The organism is Bradyrhizobium jicamae, assembly GCF_018130695.1.
Taxonomy (GTDB): Bacteria; Pseudomonadota; Alphaproteobacteria; order Rhizobiales; family Xanthobacteraceae; genus Bradyrhizobium; species Bradyrhizobium jicamae_B.
In genome coordinates this window covers 239,709-259,980 of the sequence record NZ_JAFCJX010000007.1, presented here as the reverse complement: position 1 = coordinate 259,980, position 20,272 = coordinate 239,709, and the positions used below count along the sequence as shown (strand labels likewise).

The following is a 20,272-nucleotide window of genomic DNA, read 5'->3' as shown; positions in this document are numbered from 1 at the left end:
CGGCACTTCGCGCCGCAGTGCGCCCGGGACACGAGAGTTACTGTTCGAGAAACTTTCCCGACACAATCCGCGGCAGCTTCGTCACCGGCCAGTTGTAGACATACGTCCACGCCTCACTGCTGCTACCGTCGGCAAGCGTCAACGGCAGCATCTGCCTGATGTACTCGGTCGGCTGCGGAAATCCTTCGCCGCAGGCTTCGTACATGTCGAACTCGCCAAGCATGGCGTCGCGCTCGCGCAGGCGGAACAATTCGCCGTGGACGATGTCGGCGGGATCGTCCGACAGCACCAGCCCCGGATAATGCTTCACCAGATAGAGCCGGCCGCGGCAATGCGCGTCGCCGAGAAACTCGGCATTCGCTGACAACAGCTTGGCCATCGGATGGTCGAAGCCGCGCATCAGCGTGCCGTAGACGAAGAGACGATCGGAGATCATGACAAATTCCTAGGCCGCCGCCACTTCTTCCGTCACGACCACGAACTTCGTCAGCGTCATCCGCCCGAAGCTCGTGGTGAGCGCGACGTCGGCGGCGTCGCGGCCGGTGCCCATCAGAATGCGGCCGATGCGGGGCGTGTTGTGGCGCGCGTCGAAGGTGTACCACTGGCCGGACAGATAGACCTCGAACCAGCCGGAGAAATCCATCGGGTCAGGCTCCGCCGGCACGCCGATGTCGCCGAGATAGCCGGTGCAGTAGCGCGCCGGGATGCCCATGCAGCGGCAGAAGGTCAGCGCCAGATGGGCGAAGTCGCGGCAGACGCCGGCGCGCTGCTCGTAGACGTCATGCGCCGACTTCATGTGATGGGCGTGCTTGTAACCGAAAGTGACGTGCTTGTGCACGAAATCGACGATCGCCTGCACCCGCGCCCAGCCGGTCGGTGTGTTGCCGAACAGCGACCACGCCACGTCCGTGAGCTTGTCGGTCTCGCAATAGCGGCTCGGCATCAGATAGAGCAGGACGTCGTCCGGCAGTTGCTCGATCGCAACCTGCTGCGCCGTGGGATTGACCACGTCTGCCAACCCGGAATCGCGCACCAGCGCGCTGCCGTGGAAGGTGACACCGCCGGCGGGCGCGACGAGGCGGCCGCAGACATTGCCAAAGCTGTCGCGATAGAAGCCGATCGGGACGTCGGGCTTGGTCACGATGCGCTCGGTGCCGACGATGTCGGAGAAGCGCGACGGATGGATCGACAGCATGATCACCATCGGCGTTGCCTGCGCGGCGGTGTAGGTGATCTCGAAGCCGACCTTGATCTCCATCGTCAGGCGGTCTCCGTCTCCACGCTCTCGCCGACCGAGACGACATTGATGTCGACATCCATGCGCTGGAAGGCGTCGGCAGCGCCGAGATAGACGCCATGCAGCGGGATCGCCTGCCGCGGATCGCGCGCCACCGCGACGCGGATCAGGTCGCGCGTGCCGACGATGCCGTTGGTCGGGTCAAACTCGATCCAGCCCGCGCTCGGCAGATAGACCTGCACCCAGGCATGCGTCGAGCCGCCGCCGACATAGCCATGCGCGCGGTCCGAGGGCATGGCGAGATAGCCCGAGACGAAGCGCGCGGCGATGCCGAGCCGGCGCAGCGCCTCGATCATGAACAGCGTGTAGTCGCGGCAAGTGCCGGACTTCGTCTGCAGCGTGTCGAGCGGATGCTGGGTGCCATGTTCATGGCGCTTGCGATAGCGGAACGCCTGGCGGATGCCATGCGTCATGTCGCTCAGGATGTTGAACGTCGGCGTCGGCGCCTCGATATCGAGGAAGCGCCGCGCCCAGGCAGACAGCTCGCCGTTGGGATCGCCATATTGCGGCGTGATGAACTGCTGCAGGTCCGGGAATTCCTCGTCGTCATAGAGGAACGGATAGAAGTAGGCGGGATCGTCGGGCGTCAGCGCGAACTCGTCCGCCGGATTGTGCTCCACGGTAGCGGTCGAGACAAAGGTCAGCGTATCGGCGCGCTCGTCGAAGGTCGCGATCGCGACGCTGTTGCCGAACACGTCGTGGATCCAGCGCAGCGACATCGGCTGCGGATCAATCACGAGATCGCTACCGAGCACGCGCAGATCATGGCTGTCGCGCGGACGCAGCATGATGCGATGTTCGCCGAACGCGACGGGGCGCGCGTAGCGATAAACGGTCTTGTGGTGAATCGTCAGCAGCGGCATCTTCAGACAATCATCGTGATTTTGAGCCGCATAATCTATAGAGAATGCTGCTCATTTCCAGACCGGCATGCCGCCTGAATAGGCAAAGTTGAGGAAAAGGCCCTTGAATCACGTCGGTTCTTCGTCATTTCTGCTCGCCAAGACCGACATCGCCCCGGTTCATGAAGTCAATCCCGCCGGCCGCTCGCCGTTCCTCTTCACCTGCGATCACTACGGCCGGCTGATTCCCGCCCCGCTCGGCGATCTCGGCCTGCCCGAGAGCGAACTCGTGCGTCACATCGCCTGGGACATCGGCATCGCCGGCGTCGCCGAATCCCTCTCTGCGCAACTCGATGCGCATCTGATCGCGCAGCGCTACTCGCGGCTCGTGATCGACTGCAACCGCCCGCCGCATGTCGCAAGCTCGATCCCGCTGATCAGCGAAGCGACGACGATCTCAGGCAATGAAGGATTGTCGCGCGAAGACGCCGAGACGCGCCGCAGCGAGATCTTCGATCCCTATCACCAGCGGATCGAGGAGATCATCGACGCGCGGCTGCGCGCGGGACAGCCGACCATCCTGGTCGCGCTGCACAGCTTCACGCCCGTCTACGCCGGCATTGCGCGGCCCTGGCACATCGGCACGCTCTATCACCGCGACACGGTGCTGCCGCCGCAGCTCTTGAAACATCTGCGCAGCGAAGGCGACCTCGTGGTCGGCGACAACGAGCCCTACGCGGTCGGCGACGAGACCGACTACACCATTCCCGTCCATGGCGAGCGGCGCGGGCTGATGAACTCCGGCATCGAGATCCGCCAGGACCTGATCTCCGACCAGGCCGGCGAAAAAGTCTGGGCGGACCGCCTCGCGCGCATTCTCGCCGAGATCGAGACGACGCTGCGCAAGGAGGCGGTGATCCAGGGCGTGCAATCCTAGATCGGAGCGGTCCACATCAAGCAATTTCAGCTTGATCTCGTCTGCGCGGATCGCCACGAGTCGATTGCGGCAATCTGTCCGAGAGCATGCTCGACATAGGCCTCGCACTTAATGAGCGCTTAATGCTTTTGCGCAAGATATGGATCACCAGCGCGAAAGTACGTCCTTAGTTCTAGGTATCAGCTCCGCCCCCGAAGAAAGGGAATCGGAATGGGACTGCTTTTCATCGGCGCGCTTGCCGGTATCCTGTTCAGCTTTGGCTGGCTCGCACCATCGCAGGGTTACCTTGCACAGGGTTACGTGGCGAGCTGCGCCTCGCAGCCGTGTTTCGACAGGGCAGTGATCGACGGATCGTTGGAGGCGAAGCCCGCAGCATTGAGACCGGCTCCGGCGATTGCCAAGGCGATGCCGCCGAGGCCCGGCAAGAGTTCATCCGCGAAGCAGCGCGCACCGGTCCGTCTCGCCAAATTGGCGCCGCCACGGACGAAGCTCGCCGTCCCGCCATCCGATCGCGCCGCAGAGACATCAGATGCCCTCATGAACAAGGCACGTGCCTCGATCGCAGCACAGATGGACGATCCCGGATATGTCGAATTCAGCGACATCAAGCGTGCGATCAGAAACAACGTGTTTGGGCGTCCCGTGGACACGATTTGCGGGCACGTCAAGGCAAAGAACGCGTCAAACGGAGAGATCGGAGAGAGACCGTTTCTATATCTCGTAAAGGAGGATGATGCGTACGTCGTCGACGGCAAGCCGAATTCGGCCGCGTCGATCGCGTATCGAAACATCTGCAAATAAAGAGTGCGTCGCGTGCGGCGGCTGCGGAGCAAACGCAGGCCCACCCGAACGATTTCTGCGGAAAGAATTTCCACCCAGGCGTTGGTTCGTCCCGCAACGGAATAGGTCGGAATGCTGGCGCCGCGCCGCGTGCGGTGGCGTCCAGGATGAGGGCCAAAACGCGCGTGACGCGCCGCGCTACCATGAAATGGAAACTGCCGGAGAATTCCTTTGTATTTTCGAGGAAACCATGGACGACATAACCCATTCAACAAAACGTCTCAACGGGTCGATCCATTTACCTGCCCTGGTGATCGTCGAGCCGCTCGTATTGTCTCGCACGTGTATTGTGGACATCCTCAGGCGGGAATTGGCCGAGTTCGACATCCTCGACATGGCAACGGTCCAGGGCCTGGACTCCGTGTCTTCGCAGGATGTTCGCCTAGTGGTCCTGAGCATCGCCGACAAGCCCGTCGATGACCCCTCCGTCGAGAACGACCTTGCCGTCATTGCGGAGTGCTGTCCCAACGCGTCGATCGCAATCCTGTCAAACCGCGATGACGAGTCGACCGCGCTGGCCGCGCTGCAGCGGGGTGTACGCGGCTTCCTTCCCACCTCGCTCCCGATTGAGGTCGCGGTGGCCGGTCTGCGTCTTGTTCTTGTCGGCGGCGTCTACAGGCCGTTGCCGGTCGTCGGATGGAGCAAGATGGCAGGCATCGAATCGCCGGACACGCGCGGTCTTGCATCCGCGTATCCGACGAATGCCGGCGCCAGAGCTGCCGCCGACAAGGACATTCCCGATTTGACCCGTCGCGAGCAGCAGGTGCTGGCAGAACTGGAGCTCGGCCTGCCCAACAAGCTGATTGCCGCCAGGCTGGGCCTCTCGGAAAACACCGTGAAAATGCACATCCAGCACATCATGCGCAAATGTGCCGCTCACAACCGCACCGAAGCCGTCCTCCGGTGGCGGGACCGACTGTCAGGGCATCATCGCGACATCGACACGGGCGCAACATCAATTTCCGATGGTTAAGTCACCATCGCAGATCAATCTTCGCGGAACGCACCGCGGAAGCTGTCGAGCAGCGGTCGCAGTGCATAAAGCGCGACGGTGCTGCGCCCTGTCGTGATGAACACCTGGACCGGCATGCCCGGCACGATCTGGATGTCGTTTGCGGCGAGCGGCGCGTCGTCGATACGTATCCGTGTCGCGTAGTATGGCTGGTCGGTGCGCCTGTCGAGGAGCCGGTCGGCGGATATCTGCACGACGGTTCCCTTGAGGCGTGGCACGCGACGCTGATTGTACGGCAGCAAGTGCACCTCGGCATTGAGGCCGGGATGAACCACATCGATATCCTCGGGCCTCAGGCGCGCGGTTACGATGAGGCGGTCCTGCCGGGGCACCAGGTCCAACAGCGGAGCCCCGGCGCCAACGACGCCGCCGGGCGTATGAATCCGCAGCTCGGTGATCACGCCGTCCTCCGGCGCCTTGATCTCGGTTCGGGATAGCTGATCCCTGGCCGCAAGCAGCCGCTCGCGGAGCAGGAATATCTGGTTCTGCGCCTCGCGCAACGACTGTGCGATCTCGTTCTGCCTGTCGCTCTCGAGCTTGAACAAGGTGGCCTGCTGCTCGCTGATGACTTGCCCGGCGCGAGAGATCTGCGCGGCGATCTCGCCGCGGCGCCCCTCGACCTCGGCCAGTTCACGCTGCAGGTTCAACAGGCGCGGCCGCCGCTCGAGCCCTTTGCTGACGAGGCTCGCCACCATATCCAATTCCTCCCGGACGATGTCGCTGCGCTGCCCGGTGGCGTTTCCTTGCGCCTTGAGACCTTCGATTTCCTTCTCGACCTGAAGGGCGCGTTCCCGAACGACCGCGAGCTGCGACTGATGGACCTGCCGCCGCGCCTGAAAGATGGTCTGCTGCGCCGACAGCGCAGCGGCAGCCGTTGCATTCTCCTTGCTGTCCTGCTCCAGCGCGCTTGAGAAGGTGATCGTCGCATAGCCCTGCTGCTCGGCCTGAAGCCGCGCCGCACGCGCCATCGCGTCCCATAACTGGCCCTGCAGGCTTTGCACCTCCGCGCGCGCTCGGGTGTCATCCAGTGCGATCAACGTCTGCCCGCTGCGCACGGCATCGCCGTCCGAAACCAGGATCCTGCTGACGATGCCACCTTCCAGATGCTGGATCGTCTTGCGGCTCGATTCCGGCTCCACGGCGCCGGAAGCGATCGCGGCGCTCTCCAGCGGCGCGAGGCTCGCCCAGGTGCCAAATCCCAGCACGAAGCAGAGCACCAGCAGATTGCCGGCAAGCGTGACGCCGCGGAGCCTCGCGCGTGGCGAGGCCTGCGTGGGAGCCGAGCACCACGGAAACTCGAGCGGCACGAAATCGTCGATTGCAGTGACTACGCCAAAACGACGCGCGGCGACCGAGACGCTCGCCTGCGTGCGCATGACCTGGACCCAGATCATGGGAAGTTTCGGGATCGCAGGAAGTCCCCGGATGACAGGAAATCTCCAGATCATGGCGGCCCCGGTCGCGCTGGTGCTGCGGCGGCCGCGGGCGCGATTTGCGACGCCACCTGGGGCCGGCTCAGATGCTGCTCAAAGATCGCCTCGCTTTCGCCGAACGCGATCACCGCGCCGCCGTCCAAGATGGCGATCTTGTCCGTGGCGGCCAGGATGCCCATTCGGTGCGTGACGACGACCACGATGACGTCGGCGCGCTTCAATTGCTCGATGGCATCCAGCAGCATTCGCTCCCCCGCATAATCGAGGCTCGCGTTCGGTTCGTCGAGGACGACCAGACGCGGGCTGCCGAAGAAAGCCCGCGCAAGGCCAAGGCGCTGCCGATATCCGCGCGAGAAACCTTTTTCGCCGCCGGGAACTACGGTGTCATACCCCAGCGGCAGCCGCATGATCGTCTCGTGGATACCGGCGAGCCTGGCCGCTTCGACGACCTTGCGTCGATCGGCATCGTCGAGCCGCCCGATGACGTCGTTGACCGTTTCACCAACCAGGCTGATGTCTTCAGGGAGATATCCGAGATGGCGACTGCCTCGTCCCTCGCGAAGCAGCGTGACGTCGACATTGTCGAGCACGACACGGCCATGCGCCGGCACGGAAAGCCCGGCGATCACCTGGCCAAGCAGGGATTTGCCGGATCCGGAGGGACCGATCACGCCAAGGCATTCTCCGGGCGCTAACCGGAACGATGCGCCCTTCAGCAGGAGATGGTCGGTCCCCGGCAGCCTTACGCCGATATTCTCGACGACGAGACCGCTATGCACCTGTTGCGCCGATGTTTTCGCATCCTCTTCCGGCGCCGGGAATGCGGCGAGGAGTGCGCCGAGCCGCTGACAGGCGCTCACGGCGGTCACGAGCGATTTCCAGCCAGCGATCGCACCTTCAACCGGCGCAAGCGCGCGGCTGAACATCAGCATCGCGGCAAAGATGATCGCCGGGTTCTTCCCGGAATCGAGGACCAGCCACGCTGCGGCCCCCATGATCAGGACCTGCGACAGCGCGCGAAGCGGCTTGGCGGCCAGCATGATGATCTCGCTGCGCCGGAGCGCCAACTCGTGCTCTCTGCGTGCGTCCTGCGCGTCATGATGGATCATGCGTGCAGCGCCATCGAACATCCCCATCGCGCGGATCAGGTGGACGTTGCCTGCTGCGATCGCGAGGCGGCCGTAACTTCTGGACAGCGCGGCGCCGGACTTGAGCAGGGGATCTTCCGTGAGCAGGTCTCCGGCGAGCGTGAGCGCGAACAGCAGGCCCACGCTGCAGCCGCCCATCACGCCGAGCAGCGGATGGATGAGAAACAGCACTCCGAGGAACGGCAGCGCCCAGAGTGCATCGAACAGCATCGGGCCTGCACCGGACTCGACGAACTGGCGCAGGACGGTGAGATCCCGATAGGCCTCCGTTCCCCGCGTCGAGTCGCTGCGAAACGCGGATTCGAGGCTGGCCGAAAGCACGCAAGGACGCAGCCGATCGTCGAGCCATGCACCAAGGCGGCCCAGCACGGCGCGCCGCAAGGCGTCCAGCACGCCGCCGACCGCGACCGCGATCGCGACGATGAGCGTGAGCATCAGCAGCGTGTCGCCACTCCGGCTCGACAGGACCCGATCGTAGATCTGGAGCAGGTAGATGGAGGGGGCGAATAGCAGCAGGTTGTAGCTGCAGCTATAGGCGAATACGAGCGCGATCGGGCCGGCGCAGGCCCACAGCGCCACGTTCAGTGGCGTCCGTACCGGCAGGATGGGAAACCGGATGGGCGGCATCAGCATGGTCGTCACCGCCTGAGAGCGAGGTTCGACGGGTCACCGGCGGCAGGTCCAGGACCGGCGGCGCTAGCCGCCGGCCCCCGCAACGCGCCGCAGGTCAGATGTCGACGTGGAACGTTGCGTCCCCACCGAACGCGACATTGCCGTTTCCGCCATTGCCGCCGATCCCGGCCACCACGTCCTGGTGCAAGTCCGCCGAGAGCTTGTTGATCTGGGTGGCATCCGTATTGGCGTAGACCTTGGAGGTGTCGTGGCCGCTGTACGACTTCTGGCTTCCGTTCGATTCGGCTTTTCCGCCATGGGCCTTCGCAAACCACGAGGCCTTCGCGTTCGCGCCGCCGGCATCCCAGTCCGCCGTCTGCTTGACGTGATCGCCGGTACTGACGTCCACGCTCGAGCCGACCGCCTTGTTGGTGGGATCAAAGTTGATGATCGGCTTGTTGATGACGGCTCCCGAGAAATTGCCGTCACCGCCATTTCCGGCGCTGTTGCCGCCGGTGTTCAACGTCTTGAATGCGATGACGTCGGATACGTGGGTGAATCCCTTCAACATGTCAGCCTCCGTACGTTGTTTGCTTCGCGCATCCATCTTCGTCCGAGCCGGATGCGCGCGGAGGGTGCCTTCGGCCGCTCGCGCGCGATAGCTGCCAAATCGGATGTCATTCGGTTGGGCGTAGGTCCGCAAGCAACGCAGACGAGACTCGCGCCTATCCGATCAAGTGAAGATCGGACAAGAGATGCGTGGCGAGATCGCCACCGAGCGCGAGATTGCCGTGACCGCCATTCCCGCCGATGCCGGCGATCTGGACGGCGCTTTGATCGATGTGAACGTTGTTGATCTGATCCGCCTCGGCCGTCCCGTAAGGCGCGGCGATTGCGATATTGACGGGCGCATAGATCACGACGCTGACATCGACCATGCTGCCCGCAAATTGGCCGCCGCCGCCATTGCCTGCGCCGTTTGATCCAGTCGCAATCGCGTCGGAGCCCCACAGCCCGTGGGCAACGAGGCTTGCGCTGCCGCCCGCCGCGACGTTTCCGTTTCCGCCATAGCCGCCAAGACCTGCGATCTGATGGACGGATTGATCCACATACAGGTCGTTGATCTGGATCGCGTAGCTCGTGGAATTGTAGCCCGCGACGACAATATTGACGGGGTCGTAGACCAGGACAGAGGTATGGACGAGCTCTCCATAGAAGGCACCGTCGCCGCCATTGCCGGCCTGGTTGCCGCCGGTCTGGACCACGTCCGCGCCGTTGCTTGATCCCCAACCGGGGTCAAGCGTGATGACGCTGCCGCCGGCCGCGACATTGCCGTGTCCGCCATTGCCGCCAACGCCTGCGATCTGCGTGGCCGATTGATCGATCTCGAGCGTGTTCGACTGATTTGCAATCGCGGTGCCGCCGGGGCCCGCGATCGCGATATTGATCGGATGGTAGATCACGATGGGAGCGTGCACCAACGCGCCGGAGAAATAGCCGTCGCCGCCGTTGCCGGCGCTGTTGTCACCGGTGTCGATCACACCGGTGCCGGACGACGTCGTGACGCCTCCTCCCGCTGCGATATTGCCGCTGCCGCCGTTGCCGCCGACGCCTGCGATCTGAACCGCGGATTGATCGATATTCACATCGTTGGTCTGGCCGGCCACCGCGACCGAACCGTATCCCAGCGAGACCGCGATGTTGATCGGTTGATAGATCAGCAGGGAGGCATGGATGATGCCTCCGTAAGAATAGCCATCGCCACCGTTGCCGGCCGTGTTTGCCCCGCTCTCGATCACAGCCGCGTCGAGGCTGCCCGGAGCGCCTTTTGTGGAATGATCGGATTGAACCGATCCGGAGTCATGAGAAGAGGAGTGTGCGCGCGCGAAGGGCGCGGCGCCCGCGCTCCGGCCCATGCCATGAGCCAGGAGGCCATCGGGGTCCGCATCAGACACGAAATGAAACTCGCGGCCGCTCGATGCCAAACCCGGCCCATCATCATCGTACCCATCGTGACGATGGGACAGATGATGCAGCCGGATTCCATCCGACACCCGCGAAAAATCCATCGTCGCCTCCCTCGTCGCAATCGCTTCGCGCAACCGGACGGGTCATGGACTCCTGAAAGAATGTCATCCAGTGAGGTCAAAAGCCCAGTCGCCAGTTCGGGTGTAACGCTTCGTGTGGGAGACATGACATCGGCTACATCCGTTCGGATGCAACTACAGCGCGTTGATGCCGGATTGGGGCGCCGATATTCCTGCCGGTTATCGTTGTCGCTTCGTTCATGCGGGCGACAGACGATGGCGGTGGCGCAGCAGAAATAGCGGCTCGAAGCTGCTACCGAGCGAGGACGAGCGTCCTTCGCCCGAGCGCCGCACCATCGGTCCCGTCAGCACGAAAGCCGATCCTCTCCAGCAATTTCCAGGAGGCGGCGTTCTGCTGCACCCGCTAAAGCGCGATGAGATTAGGTTGAATCGTCATCGCGCTTTAGCTCTTTGTTTGCGCATGATCTTTTCGGAAAACCGCTTCACACTTTTCCGGATCATGCTCTACGATGCCAGTCGGGCCAGACGATAGACCGACACGGCCTTGCTGACGCCCTTGAGCTCCGCCTGGCTCGTCGTCACCGGATATGGCGCAATGATATCCGCCACATCAGGCGCACGGTGGACGTCTTCGGTGATGCAGATCTCGTCGCCATCGGCGAGGTTTTGCACCCGCGCGGCGATATTGACGGTCTGACCAAAATAATCGAGCCGCTCGTTGAGCGTGACCGCGATCGAGGCGCCCCGATGCACGCCGATCTTCAGGATGAAGTCGCGCTGCGGGCGGTCCCTATTGAGCTGGTCCACGGCCTCGCGCATCTCGAGCGCCGCCTGCACCGCATCGGCCGACGTCAGGAACGCCGCCATCACGGCATCGCCGATCGTCTTGGTGACCGCGCCATTGTGCCTGATGGTGACGTCGAGCAGATGCTGGAAGTGCCGCTGCACCTGAATGTAGGCGTTGAGGTCGCCGATCCGCTCATAGAGCGCCGTCGAGCCCTTGAGGTCGGTGAAGACGAGGGTGACGTCGAGAACCGCAATGCCTTCCGTCGCACTGATCACCTCCGAGCGGAAGACGTCGCGAAAGGTTTGCGTCATCAGCACGCGCTTGCCGGACAAGGACGGCCCGAACCGCAGCCCCGGGCGCTGCGCCGTCGCCGACGGGAGCTGCAGGATGCCGAACACCACCGGCAGCTCGCCGGCGTTGCGAATGTCGAACACGACCTTGCCTGGCCCGATGTCGACTTGAGCAGCCACGCACTTGCCCTTGTCGAGCGCGACCGGCACGTGGGGCTCCGTTACGCCCGCCCCGCTTGCGACCGGAAAGAAGAACTGGGCGTCGCTGTCGAAATCCTGCCCCAGCAGCGCGCCTTCGACGGCATCGATCTCGAGACTGGCGGTCGCACCTGGCGCTATCCGGGTCAGCACCCTCACCAGTCCCTTGGCCGCCTCCCGCCATGGCACGCCGTCGGGCAAGATGCCGCCCGGCGTCAGCTTGTAATGGAAGACGTAATCCCAGGCCGAAAGCGCATCCGGCTGATGGAAGCGGATGCTGCGCACGGCGGGCGACACCGTGAACGTCACGGTGATGAAATCATCGAGCGCGGCGTCGTAATCGGTTTGGCAGAGATGGCAGTGGAAATGCGTATGCAGCTTGCGGAGCGTCCGGAAGCTCTCGACGACATCGGAGCACATCGGACAGACGAGCTGCCAGTCCATGTCGAACAGCCCCACCACACAGGCATGGAGGAAGAGATCGATCGCCTCAGCCTCGGCAATCGACTTCTCCGCGGCGAACTGGATCGGATTGATGCGATAGAGCGCCTCGTCCGTGCCCGCGCGCAGCAGCATCTCCAACCGCGAGACGACCCGCGGACTCCAGGCCTTGACCGCTTCGAGCGCGACCAGGCGGTCTTCGAGCTTCTTCTCGTCGATCATCGCATTCCCGCGACCGGACCCTGGATCAACCTCGGCGTCGGTTCATCCAGATACACAATTCATGAGACCGGGGCGAGCCCGTGGGCCGCCCCTGCGAAGGGTTCAACCGAACCGTTGGCTTACCGGGCCCGGGTCAGCGCCAGCCAGATGCCGCCGCCGATCATGAAGCCGCCGGAGATGCGCGACATCAGCCGGGTCCGCTCCTTGGAGAAGAATTTTCGCGCGCGCCCCGCCAGGATCGCGTAGATCGCGTCGCTCATCACGGCGGTGACCATGAAGGTCGCGCCGAGCAAGGCCACCTGCGGGAAGTGCGGCTTGTCCATGTCCATGAACTGCGGAATGAAGGCGCCGAAGAACACCAGCACCTTGGGGTTCGACAGCAGCACCAGAAAGCCCTGCAGGAAAAAGCCGCCGCGCGGCGGCGGAGGCGGCTCGTCGGTGCCGACGCCCTCGACCGGCGAGCGGATCAGCTTGATGCCGAGCCAGACCAGATAGGCGGCGCCGGCAAAGCGCACCCAGTCGAACCAGTAGCCCATCGTCGCCATCAGCGAGGTCAGGCCGACCGCGACGATGCCGATCACGATCGCCAGCCCCGCCTGCGCGCCGAGCACGTTGGTGAGCGCCGCGCGCGTGCCGTGGCGCAGCCCGTTGGCGATGACAAGCGTGACGATCGGACCGGGCAGCAGCGCCAGCGCAACGCAGGCGGCGACGAAGGCGAGATAGGCTTGCAGGGACATGATGCGTTCTCTTTGGTTTGCCTCATTATGCATGCGAGGGACGAAGATGGAAGGTGAAGAAAGTGCCTCACCGCCCTTCCATGGCAAGCTTCAGCCAGTGTTGAGTCATCGAAAGCGCCAGGAAGTTCATCGCTGATTGCTGCAGACCAGCCATGCTTCCGCGGCCCTGCGCGGCCGCGACGAGGAGATCGCAGCGGTGCGAGACCGCGATGCCAATCGCGGTGCGCTGCACACCCGCGGACGTTCCGAGATCGTAGAGCCTTGCCCGGCCTGCCATGTCGCCGACATGCACCGCCTCGCCTTCTTTCACCGGCACAAACCGCTCGCTGATCAGATCGACATCCGCGACGCGGTCGACCTCGTCGTCATCGGCGACGCCGGTGGTGCAATTGCAAAAGCCGAGCTTCGGCCGGACGTACACTTCGACCTCATCGCCACAGGAGGCCGCATCGCAGCGGAAGGCGCGGCCGGCGGGCCAGCCGTCGCGCGGGAATGGCCAGGCGATCTCGCGCCACGCGCTCGCGCGCGGCGTCGCAGCCTCGTAGGCCGCCACGGCGGAGAGGCCGCCGAGCACCACAACAGCAGCGATCGCGGCGAGCCGCACGCGCATCACGTCCTCACGGCAGGCCGGCGACGGCACGCGCCTCGCCGGTCAGTTCGAGGATGTGCAACCCGGTGTTGGCGCGATCGACGGCGTAGATATAGCCGCGCTCATCGGTCTCGACATTGTTGGTCTGGATCGCGACCTTGCAGCGCTCCTTGCCGTCGATGGTGACGCAGCGCTTGTCGGTCGCCGATGTGATCGACGGAATGAAATAGCCGACCTCTTTGGGGTGATAGGGGTCGCGGATGTCGAGCGCGCGGACGCCGGCATTGAAGAAGGCGATGAACGCCATCTTCTTGTAGAAGACCGGTGCCATGCTCTCGTTCGAGGAATGCGAGCCGAAGCGGCCGCCGCGTTCGCAGAACGATCCGGTCGCCTCCGGCACCGTGTAGCTCGAGATCATCATCGGCCGCGTCTCGGTCGTGATGTCGGCGAACCACACCATCTGCCGCGCCTCGCCGCATTCGTTGAGGATCGCCTCGTCCACGATCATCACGATGTCGCGGCTCTTGCCGTCCTTGTCATGGGCGAATTCCGCGATCGGCATGTCAGGCATCGGAAACACCGTATGCGCGCCGTTCAGCGCCGACAGCGGCATCCGCGCGATCTCCGGCAATCTCAGATTCTCCGGCGTCGGCTCCTTCGGCCCGTTCAACAGCTTGTCGCGATCGACGATCTGCAGGAAGCCACCCTTGTTGGTGCCATAGCCGAAATAGACGCGGTTGCCCTCCGGCCCGGTCGAGATCGGCCCGTGCAATTCGGTCGGCACCGCGCCGGTCGATCCGGGCTCCTGGCCGGGCAGACCGAAATCCCTGATCTTCTGGGGATGCGCGGGATCAGAGAGGTCGTAGACCTGCGTCATCCGCCGCGTGCGCCAGTCCGGCGCGCCCGACACCAGGAAGGCGATGCCGGTGTCGCACTCCCAGAAATTCTTGTGCGTGTCCTTCAGCCCGCCGATCCGCGTGACCAGCACGGGATTCTGGGGATCGGTGACGTTCCAGATCTCATGGGCCTCGCTGCCGAACGTGCGCAGCATGTAGACCGCGCTCTTGTCGCCCTTCGGCAGTTGCGCGCCGTCGCAGATCCGCACCATCTGCGCGCCGCCGGATTCGTATTTGCCCTCCTGCCCGGGAATGTGCCGCAGATATCTGGGGTGTGCGGGATCGGTGACGTCGACGATCGAGGTGCCGTTGGGCTCGGCCTTGCCGGTCATCGGATTGACCGGCGCGGGGATATCGTCAGTGCCGCCGTGATGGCCGATATAGGCGATCCACCTGTTGCCCTGATGATGGATGGTCGGCTGATAGGCGCTGCGCGCCTGCAGATCGTTGCTGCCGACCAGTCGCATGTTGGAGGCTTCGGGCGGCGCGCCGATGGTTTGCTGCTGTGCGCTGGCTCCCCACGTCGTCAGGACAAGCAAGACCGCGCAGCGAACGGCTGTGATCAGACCACCCATGCGAACCACCCTTTTGTTCCCCGACCAATCTTCGTTGGCTGACCGAACCGTAACACGCGTGACGGCACGCCCGAAACACACGCTCTTGACATGCAACCATTTGGTTGCCTATTATCCCCTTCATGGATGAAGTCTTCAAAGCACTCGCGGACGCCTCACGGCGAACGCTGCTCGACAGGCTTCACGCCAACAACGGACAGACGCTCACCGAACTCTGCGACGGCCTCGACATGACGCGTCAGGCCGTGACCAAGCACCTTGGCATTCTCGAAGCGGCCAATCTCGTCACCACCCACAAGCACGGCCGCGAGAAGCTGCACTATCTCAATCCGGTGCCGATCCATCAGATCGGCGAGCGCTGGATCAGCAAATTCGAGCGCGGGAAACTTGTAGCGCTCAGCGAGTTGAAACGACGATTGGAGACGCGTGATGAGTAGGCCGGAATTCGTCTACACGATCTACATCGCCTCGACGCCGGAGAAGGTGTTCGCGGCACTGACCGATCCCGAGGCATCGGTGCATTACTGGCACGGCGCCGCGATCGTCTCCGACTGGACGATCGGCTCGCCCTTCAGACTGAAGCTGGCGCGGCAGGACAAGGAGATCACCGGCGAGGTGCTCGAATACGATCCGCCGCGGCGGCTCGCTTATTCGTTCCTCGCCCATGACGGTTCCGACGGCGGCAAGGCCTCGCGCGTCACCTTCGACCTGGAGCGCCAGCGGGACCAGGTGCGGCTCACCATGGTTCACGACCGCTTCGAGCCTGGCAGCCCGGTGCTCGAAAAGATCAGCATGGGCTGGCCGCTGATCCTGTCGAGCCTGAAGAGCTATGTTGAATGCGGCAAGGTGCTGTATGCGCCCTGGTACGATGACGCGGCAACGACGGAGGCCGCGCAATGAGCAAGCCGGAATTCGTCTACGTCACCTATATCGAGACCACGCCGGAGAAATTGTGGGAGGCGCTGACATCAAGCGCCTTCACCCGGCAGTACTGGTTCGACACCGAGGTCCGCTCCGACTGGAAGGTCGGCTCGCCCTTCGCGCTTGTCATGAGCGGCAAGGTCACCGACACCGGCGAGATCCTCGAAGCCGATCCGCCGCGGCGCCTCGCCTACACCTTCAAGCACGAGCTGTTCGAGGAGATGCGCAAGGAGCCGGTGACGAAGGTGACGTTCACGCTGCAACCGTTCGGCAATCTGGTGAAGCTGATCGTGACCCATGAAGGCTTCATCAAGGATGGCAAGCTGCTCGGCGCGATCTCCAAGGGCTGGCCCGCGATCCTGTCCGGGCTCAAGAGCCTGCTTGAAACCGGCAAGGTGTCGCCGATCCCGCCGGCCGCGCTCGAGATCGAGGGTTTCGAGTAATCGAGGCTTCGAATAAAAATGAAACTGTACCGGAGGAGCAGACCGGACATGGATATCAGCAACTTCAGGCCCGCGATCGTCTACACGATCTATGTCGCCTCGACGCCCGCCAGGGTGTGGCAGGCGCTGACCTCGGCGGAGTTCAGCCGGCAGTATTTTTCCGGCAATGCTGTCGAGGTCGATCTGCGGGTCGGTGGCGCCTTCATCGTGCGGACGCCCGATGGCGCGCTGCATATTTCCGGCGAGGTGATCGAATGCGAGCCGGAGAAGAAGCTCACCGTCACCTTCAACGTGAACTGGCCGGCGCTGATCGAAAAGCTCGGGCCGACGCTCGTCACCTATGAGATCGAGCCGGCCGGCGACGTCGTGAAGCTGACGCTCCTGCAATCGCACGACCGTCCGCTCAGCGACGACATCCTGTCCGGCGGCCGCACCGGCTGGCCGGCGATCCTCTCCAGCCTGAAGAGCCTGCTCGAGACCGGCAAGGCCATGACCATCCCGATGCAGCCGCCGGCGCGCATGCTGGCGGCGCTGAAGGAGTTGGGAATCGGGATGCCGTGAGCAGCACCGCTCGCCGCTCGCACCTCCCGACACGAGCGCCTGACGGTAAAATGCTCCATCTCCTTAAAGCTTCCTTAGCTAGTTTTGGCCAGTTTGGAACCTCCCGATCTCAGGTCCGACTGCCGAGAAATGTCCGCGCGCAACGATGCTGTTTCCGGTGTTCCGGCCGAGATCCGCGCCCTCAATCAAACCTTCGCAACGGTGCAATACACGCCGGAAGGCAAGATCACCGGCGCCAACTATCAATTCCTGCGGCTGATCGGATATGACCTCGACGAGATCGTCGGTCAGAACGCATCGCGCTTCCTGTCGAACAGCCACCAGCGCAGCGAGCAATTCGAGCTCTGGGACGCGTTGCGGCGGGGCGAGTCCCGCGAACTGACGGGACTGTGGATCGCCAAGGCCGGCAAGGAACGCTGGCTGCATTCCCGCTACGTGCCCCTGCCCCGCGAGGACGGCGAGGTCGCAGAAGTCGTCCAGATCGCAACCGACGTGTCCGCCCAGCAGGTCCGCGAGGCCGACGAGCGCGGCCAGGTCGCCGCCATCAACGAGACCCATGCCGTCGTCCACTTCGCGCTGGATGGCACCATCCTCGACGCCAACGAGCTCTTCCTGTCGAGCGTCGGTTACCGGCTCGAGGAGGTCCGCGGCCGGCATCATTCCATGTTCGTCGACGAGGACCATCGCGCCAGCGAGGCCTATGGCGAGTTCTGGCGGTCGCTGCGCGCCGGAGAACACCACGCCGGCGAATATCGGCGCCGTCGCAAGGACGGCAGCGATGTCTGGCTGCAGGCGACCTATGTGCCGATCGTCGATCCCGCCAATCGCCCGATCAAGGTCGTCAAATACGCCACAGACGTCACCGAGGAAAAGATCCGACAGGCGGACTATCAGTGGCAGATCGCGGCGATCCACAAATCGAGCTGCGTCGTCACGTTCGACATGTTCGGAACGATCCTCGACGCCAACGACCAGTTTCTGGAAGCCAGCGGCTACACGCTCGAGGAAATCCGCGGACATCACCATCGCATGTTCGTCGAGGCGTCCTACGCCCATGGCGGCGACTATGCTGCGTTCTGGGATGATCTGCGGCGGGGCAAGCACCGCGCGGGCCAGTACAAGCGCTTCGGCAAGCAGGGCCACGAAATATGGCTGCAGGCGACCTACAATCCGATCTTCGACGCCAGCGGCAGGCCGGTCAAAGTCGTGAAATTTGCTTCGGTCGTCACCGACGACCGGCGGCTGCAGGCCGAATACCAGGGGCAGATCGCCGCCATCCATAACGCCCAATGCGTCATCTCGTTCGAGCTGGACGGCACGGTGATCGATGCCAACGAGAACTTCCTCAAGGTCACCGGCTATCGCTTCTCCGAGGTGCGCGGCCGCCATCACCGCATGTTCGTCGAGCCCGATCAGGCCGACAGCGAGGAATACCGCAACTTCTGGCGCGACCTGACGGCGGGCCGGCATCGCTCCGGCGAATACAAGCGGGTCGGCAAGGATGGACGCGAGATCTGGCTGCAATCGACCTACAATCCGATCTTCGACCTGAGCGGACGCCCGATCAAGATCGTCAAATACGCCACCGACGTGACGGCAGCGAAGTTGCAGCAGGCGGACTATCGTGGCCAGATCGATGCGATCAACAAGTCGCAGGGCGTCGTGACGTTCGCGCTCGACGGCACCATTCTCGACGTCAACGATAATTTTCTCGCGACTCTCGGCTATTCCCTGGACGAGTTGAAAGGCCGGCATCACTCCATGCTGGTCGAGAAGCAGTTCGCCGCCAGCCGCGAATATGCCGCCTTCTGGGACACGCTGCGCCGCGGCGAGTATCACGCCAGCATGTACAAGCGGCTCGGCAAGGACGGGCGCGCGATCTGGATCCAGGCGTCCTACAATCCGATCCTCGATCTCAACGGCCGGCCGTGCCGGGTCATCAAATACGCGACCGATGTCAGTGCCAATGTCGCGCTGGCGGAGGCGTTCGAGGATGCCAAGCGGCAGGCGCACCACGACTCCGCGACATCGCTGCCCAACCGGGTGAAACTGTCGGCCTTCATGGACAGCTGCCTCGCAGCCCCCGCCGGCAGCATGGCCGTATTCTATATCGATCTCGACCGCTTCAAGCCGATCAACGACACGTTCGGACACCATGTCGGCGACCGCGTGCTCGGCGAAGTCGCCGACCGCATGCGTCGCGTGCTGCGCGAGGACCAGATGGTCGCCCGCGTCGGCGGCGACGAATTCGTGATCGCAGCGCCCGGCATGCCGATGGCAGGGATCGAGCGCTTCTGCAAGCGGCTCTACGACGTCGTGACCCAGCCGATCCGCCACGACGGCGGCGAGATCGCCATCGGCATTTCCGTCGGCATCGCGGTGGCGCCGACGGACGGCACGACGCCCGACGACCTGCTGCGCGCTGCTGACGCCGCACTCTATCGTTCCAAGCAGAACGGCCGCGGCCACTACAGCTTCTTCGCCACCGAGATGAACGACAAGATCCTGGCGCAGCGCAAGCTCGCCGAGGACATGCGCCACAGCCTGACCGCCGGCGACTTCTATCTGGAGTACCAGCCGCGCTTCGACACCAGGGCACGGCGCATTCGCAGCGTGGAAGCGCTGGTGCGCTGGGCGCATCCCGAGCGGGGCCGCATCAGCCCGGCGGACTTCATCCCGCTCGCCGAGCAGAACGGCCTGATCGTGCCGCTCGGCGACTGGATCCTGAGCACCGCATGCCATAGCGCAGCCGCCTGGGGCGGCATCGGCGTCTCCGTCAACGTCTCGCCGGTCCAATTCCATGACACCCAGTTGGTCCACAAGGTGCGCGACAGCCTGCGAAGCGCGGGACTGCCGGCACACTTGCTCGAACTCGAAATCACCGAGGGGGTGCTGCTGAACGACGCCGAGCGCGCGACGCGGGTGCTGAGCGAGCTCAAGGACATCGGCGTGAAGCTTGCAATGGACGATTTCGGCACCGGTTATTCCTCGCTCAGCTACCTGCGCAATTTCCCGTTCGACGTCATCAAGATCGACCGCAGCTTCATCAGCGATCTCGGCACGCAGGCCAACGCCCGCTCCATCGTGCAGGCGATTCTGGCGCTCGGACGGGCGCTCGGCCTCTCCGTGACGGCCGAGGGCGTCGAGACCAACGAACAGCTGCTGGTGTTGGCCGCCGATCAGTGCAACGAGGTCCAGGGCTTCCTGCTCGCCAAGCCGCTCAGCGCCGACCAGATCTTCGAGCTGCTCGCCAAGATGCACGGTCACGTTCCCGCCGAGCCGAAATACAGCGTCGCGTGAGCCAGTGACGCCAGATCGCCAGTCCGCCAGCACCGTCGCCTCGCCTTTTCACCGCCGACTTCTCTTCCCGAACCTATGGACTGATCGTAGGCTGCTGACGCAAATTGCGGTCACCACACCAGAGCGCTGGATTGCCGGCGTAG

The 20,272-nt window shown here is 63.8% G+C and carries 19 protein-coding genes; 8 read left to right on the top strand and 11 right to left on the bottom strand.

Going from position 1 to position 20,272, the window contains the following annotated elements; genetic code table 11:
* Nucleotides 1-37 precede the first annotated feature (37 nt).
* The 3 genes from JQ604_RS12635 to JQ604_RS12625 are packed head-to-tail and all read right to left on the bottom strand — an operon-like array spanning nucleotide 38 to nucleotide 2,160.
* Complete coding sequence (locus JQ604_RS12635; RefSeq protein WP_212357690.1) at nucleotides 38-436, bottom strand: gamma-glutamylcyclotransferase family protein; 399 nt, start codon at nucleotides 434-436, stop codon at nucleotides 38-40.
* Nucleotides 437-445: 9 nt separating this feature from the next.
* Nucleotides 446-1,258: a transglutaminase-like domain-containing protein gene (locus JQ604_RS12630; protein WP_212357687.1), complete on the bottom strand. Its 813-nt coding sequence runs from the start codon at nucleotides 1,256-1,258 to the stop codon at nucleotides 446-448.
* Between the two features lie 2 nt (nucleotides 1,259-1,260).
* On the bottom strand, nucleotides 1,261-2,160 hold the full coding sequence (locus JQ604_RS12625; protein WP_212357684.1) for a transglutaminase family protein: 900 nt from the start codon (nucleotides 2,158-2,160) through the stop codon (nucleotides 1,261-1,263).
* 103 nt (nucleotides 2,161-2,263) lie between these two features.
* On the opposite strand from JQ604_RS12625, the gene JQ604_RS12620 reads away from it, so the two are divergent.
* The 3 genes from JQ604_RS12620 to JQ604_RS12610 all read left to right on the top strand — a co-directional run bounded on the left by JQ604_RS12620 (nucleotide 2,264) and on the right by JQ604_RS12610 (nucleotide 4,889).
* On the top strand, nucleotides 2,264-3,076 hold the full coding sequence (locus JQ604_RS12620; protein ID WP_212357681.1) for an N-formylglutamate amidohydrolase: 813 nt from the start codon (nucleotides 2,264-2,266) through the stop codon (nucleotides 3,074-3,076).
* Nucleotides 3,077-3,286: 210 nt separating this feature from the next.
* A complete protein-coding gene (locus JQ604_RS41525; protein ID WP_249158214.1) occupies nucleotides 3,287-3,877 on the top strand; it encodes a hypothetical protein in 591 nt (196 codons plus the stop codon).
* Nucleotides 3,878-4,106: 229 nt separating this feature from the next.
* Nucleotides 4,107-4,889 carry a response regulator transcription factor gene (locus JQ604_RS12610; protein WP_212357678.1) on the top strand — a complete coding sequence of 261 codons (783 nt, stop codon included), beginning with the start codon at nucleotides 4,107-4,109 and terminating at the stop codon, nucleotides 4,887-4,889.
* Between the two features lie 14 nt (nucleotides 4,890-4,903).
* On the opposite strand, the gene JQ604_RS12605 is transcribed toward JQ604_RS12610, so the two are convergent.
* From JQ604_RS12605 to JQ604_RS12570, 8 genes are all read right to left on the bottom strand, one after another.
* The gene (locus tag JQ604_RS12605; protein WP_349631093.1) at nucleotides 4,904-6,145 is read right to left on the bottom strand and encodes an HlyD family type I secretion periplasmic adaptor subunit; all 1,242 of its coding nucleotides are present in this window, start codon (nucleotides 6,143-6,145) and stop codon (nucleotides 4,904-4,906) included.
* Between the two features lie 227 nt (nucleotides 6,146-6,372).
* Complete coding sequence (locus tag JQ604_RS12600) at nucleotides 6,373-8,151, bottom strand: type I secretion system permease/ATPase (RefSeq protein WP_433996244.1); 1,779 nt, start codon at nucleotides 8,149-8,151, stop codon at nucleotides 6,373-6,375.
* Between the two features lie 85 nt (nucleotides 8,152-8,236).
* Nucleotides 8,237-8,692 (bottom strand): hypothetical protein, encoded by a 456-nt coding sequence (locus JQ604_RS12595; RefSeq protein ID WP_212357669.1) that lies wholly within the window; start codon nucleotides 8,690-8,692, stop codon nucleotides 8,237-8,239.
* A 154-nt stretch (nucleotides 8,693-8,846) separates the two neighbouring features.
* Nucleotides 8,847-9,920, bottom strand: coding sequence for a hypothetical protein (locus tag JQ604_RS12590; protein ID WP_249158213.1), 1,074 nt, complete (start codon nucleotides 9,918-9,920; stop codon nucleotides 8,847-8,849).
* A 753-nt stretch (nucleotides 9,921-10,673) separates the two neighbouring features.
* Complete coding sequence (locus JQ604_RS12585) at nucleotides 10,674-12,107, bottom strand: adenylate/guanylate cyclase domain-containing protein (RefSeq protein ID WP_212357663.1); 1,434 nt, start codon at nucleotides 12,105-12,107, stop codon at nucleotides 10,674-10,676.
* A 119-nt stretch (nucleotides 12,108-12,226) separates the two neighbouring features.
* On the bottom strand, nucleotides 12,227-12,844 hold the full coding sequence (locus tag JQ604_RS12580) for a LysE family translocator (protein ID WP_212357660.1): 618 nt from the start codon (nucleotides 12,842-12,844) through the stop codon (nucleotides 12,227-12,229).
* A 67-nt stretch (nucleotides 12,845-12,911) separates the two neighbouring features.
* Nucleotides 12,912-13,454 carry a hypothetical protein gene (locus JQ604_RS12575; protein ID WP_212357657.1) on the bottom strand — a complete coding sequence of 181 codons (543 nt, stop codon included), beginning with the start codon at nucleotides 13,452-13,454 and terminating at the stop codon, nucleotides 12,912-12,914.
* Between the two features lie 7 nt (nucleotides 13,455-13,461).
* A complete protein-coding gene (locus JQ604_RS12570; protein WP_212357655.1) occupies nucleotides 13,462-14,904 on the bottom strand; it encodes an LVIVD repeat-containing protein in 1,443 nt (480 codons plus the stop codon).
* A 122-nt stretch (nucleotides 14,905-15,026) separates the two neighbouring features.
* Between JQ604_RS12570 and JQ604_RS12565 the strand changes: the two genes are divergently transcribed.
* The 5 genes from JQ604_RS12565 to JQ604_RS12545 all read left to right on the top strand — a co-directional run bounded on the left by JQ604_RS12565 (nucleotide 15,027) and on the right by JQ604_RS12545 (nucleotide 20,129).
* Nucleotides 15,027-15,341: an ArsR/SmtB family transcription factor gene (locus JQ604_RS12565; RefSeq protein ID WP_212357652.1), complete on the top strand. Its 315-nt coding sequence runs from the start codon at nucleotides 15,027-15,029 to the stop codon at nucleotides 15,339-15,341.
* Nucleotides 15,334-15,804, top strand: a complete 471-nt coding sequence (locus JQ604_RS12560) for an SRPBCC family protein (protein WP_212357649.1) — start codon at nucleotides 15,334-15,336, stop codon at nucleotides 15,802-15,804. The genes JQ604_RS12565 and JQ604_RS12560 overlap by 8 nt, the downstream gene beginning before the upstream one ends.
* Nucleotides 15,801-16,268 (top strand): SRPBCC family protein, encoded by a 468-nt coding sequence (locus JQ604_RS12555; RefSeq protein WP_212357646.1) that lies wholly within the window; start codon nucleotides 15,801-15,803, stop codon nucleotides 16,266-16,268. Before JQ604_RS12560 ends, JQ604_RS12555 begins: the two co-directional genes overlap by 4 nt.
* A gap of 48 nt (nucleotides 16,269-16,316) precedes the next feature.
* Nucleotides 16,317-16,829, top strand: a complete 513-nt coding sequence (locus JQ604_RS12550; RefSeq protein WP_212357643.1) for an SRPBCC family protein — start codon at nucleotides 16,317-16,319, stop codon at nucleotides 16,827-16,829.
* Nucleotides 16,830-16,958: 129 nt separating this feature from the next.
* Nucleotides 16,959-20,129 (top strand): bifunctional diguanylate cyclase/phosphodiesterase, encoded by a 3,171-nt coding sequence (locus tag JQ604_RS12545; protein WP_212357640.1) that lies wholly within the window; start codon nucleotides 16,959-16,961, stop codon nucleotides 20,127-20,129.
* The last annotated feature ends 143 nt before the right edge of the window (nucleotides 20,130-20,272 follow it).

Bases quoted from the DNA above. Each gene is read 5' to 3' on its own strand.
- JQ604_RS12635 (WP_212357690.1), bottom strand. From the start codon at position 436: ATGATCTCCGATCGTCTCTTCGTCTACGGCACGCTGATGCGCGGCTTC.
- JQ604_RS12630 (WP_212357687.1), bottom strand. From the start codon at position 1,258: ATGGAGATCAAGGTCGGCTTCGAGATCACCTACACCGCCGCGCAGGCA.
- JQ604_RS12625 (WP_212357684.1), bottom strand. From the start codon at position 2,160: ATGCCGCTGCTGACGATTCACCACAAGACCGTTTATCGCTACGCGCGC.
- JQ604_RS41525 (WP_249158214.1), top strand. From the start codon at position 3,287: ATGGGACTGCTTTTCATCGGCGCGCTTGCCGGTATCCTGTTCAGCTTT.
- JQ604_RS12610 (WP_212357678.1), top strand. From the start codon at position 4,107: ATGGACGACATAACCCATTCAACAAAACGTCTCAACGGGTCGATCCAT.
- JQ604_RS12595 (WP_212357669.1), bottom strand. From the start codon at position 8,692: ATGTTGAAGGGATTCACCCACGTATCCGACGTCATCGCATTCAAGACG.
- JQ604_RS12585 (WP_212357663.1), bottom strand. From the start codon at position 12,107: ATGATCGACGAGAAGAAGCTCGAAGACCGCCTGGTCGCGCTCGAAGCG.
- JQ604_RS12580 (WP_212357660.1), bottom strand. From the start codon at position 12,844: ATGTCCCTGCAAGCCTATCTCGCCTTCGTCGCCGCCTGCGTTGCGCTG.
- JQ604_RS12575 (WP_212357657.1), bottom strand. From the start codon at position 13,454: ATGCGCGTGCGGCTCGCCGCGATCGCTGCTGTTGTGGTGCTCGGCGGC.
- JQ604_RS12570 (WP_212357655.1), bottom strand. From the start codon at position 14,904: ATGGGTGGTCTGATCACAGCCGTTCGCTGCGCGGTCTTGCTTGTCCTG.
- JQ604_RS12565 (WP_212357652.1), top strand. From the start codon at position 15,027: ATGGATGAAGTCTTCAAAGCACTCGCGGACGCCTCACGGCGAACGCTG.
- JQ604_RS12560 (WP_212357649.1), top strand. From the start codon at position 15,334: ATGAGTAGGCCGGAATTCGTCTACACGATCTACATCGCCTCGACGCCG.
- JQ604_RS12555 (WP_212357646.1), top strand. From the start codon at position 15,801: ATGAGCAAGCCGGAATTCGTCTACGTCACCTATATCGAGACCACGCCG.
- JQ604_RS12550 (WP_212357643.1), top strand. From the start codon at position 16,317: ATGGATATCAGCAACTTCAGGCCCGCGATCGTCTACACGATCTATGTC.
- JQ604_RS12545 (WP_212357640.1), top strand. From the start codon at position 16,959: ATGTCCGCGCGCAACGATGCTGTTTCCGGTGTTCCGGCCGAGATCCGC.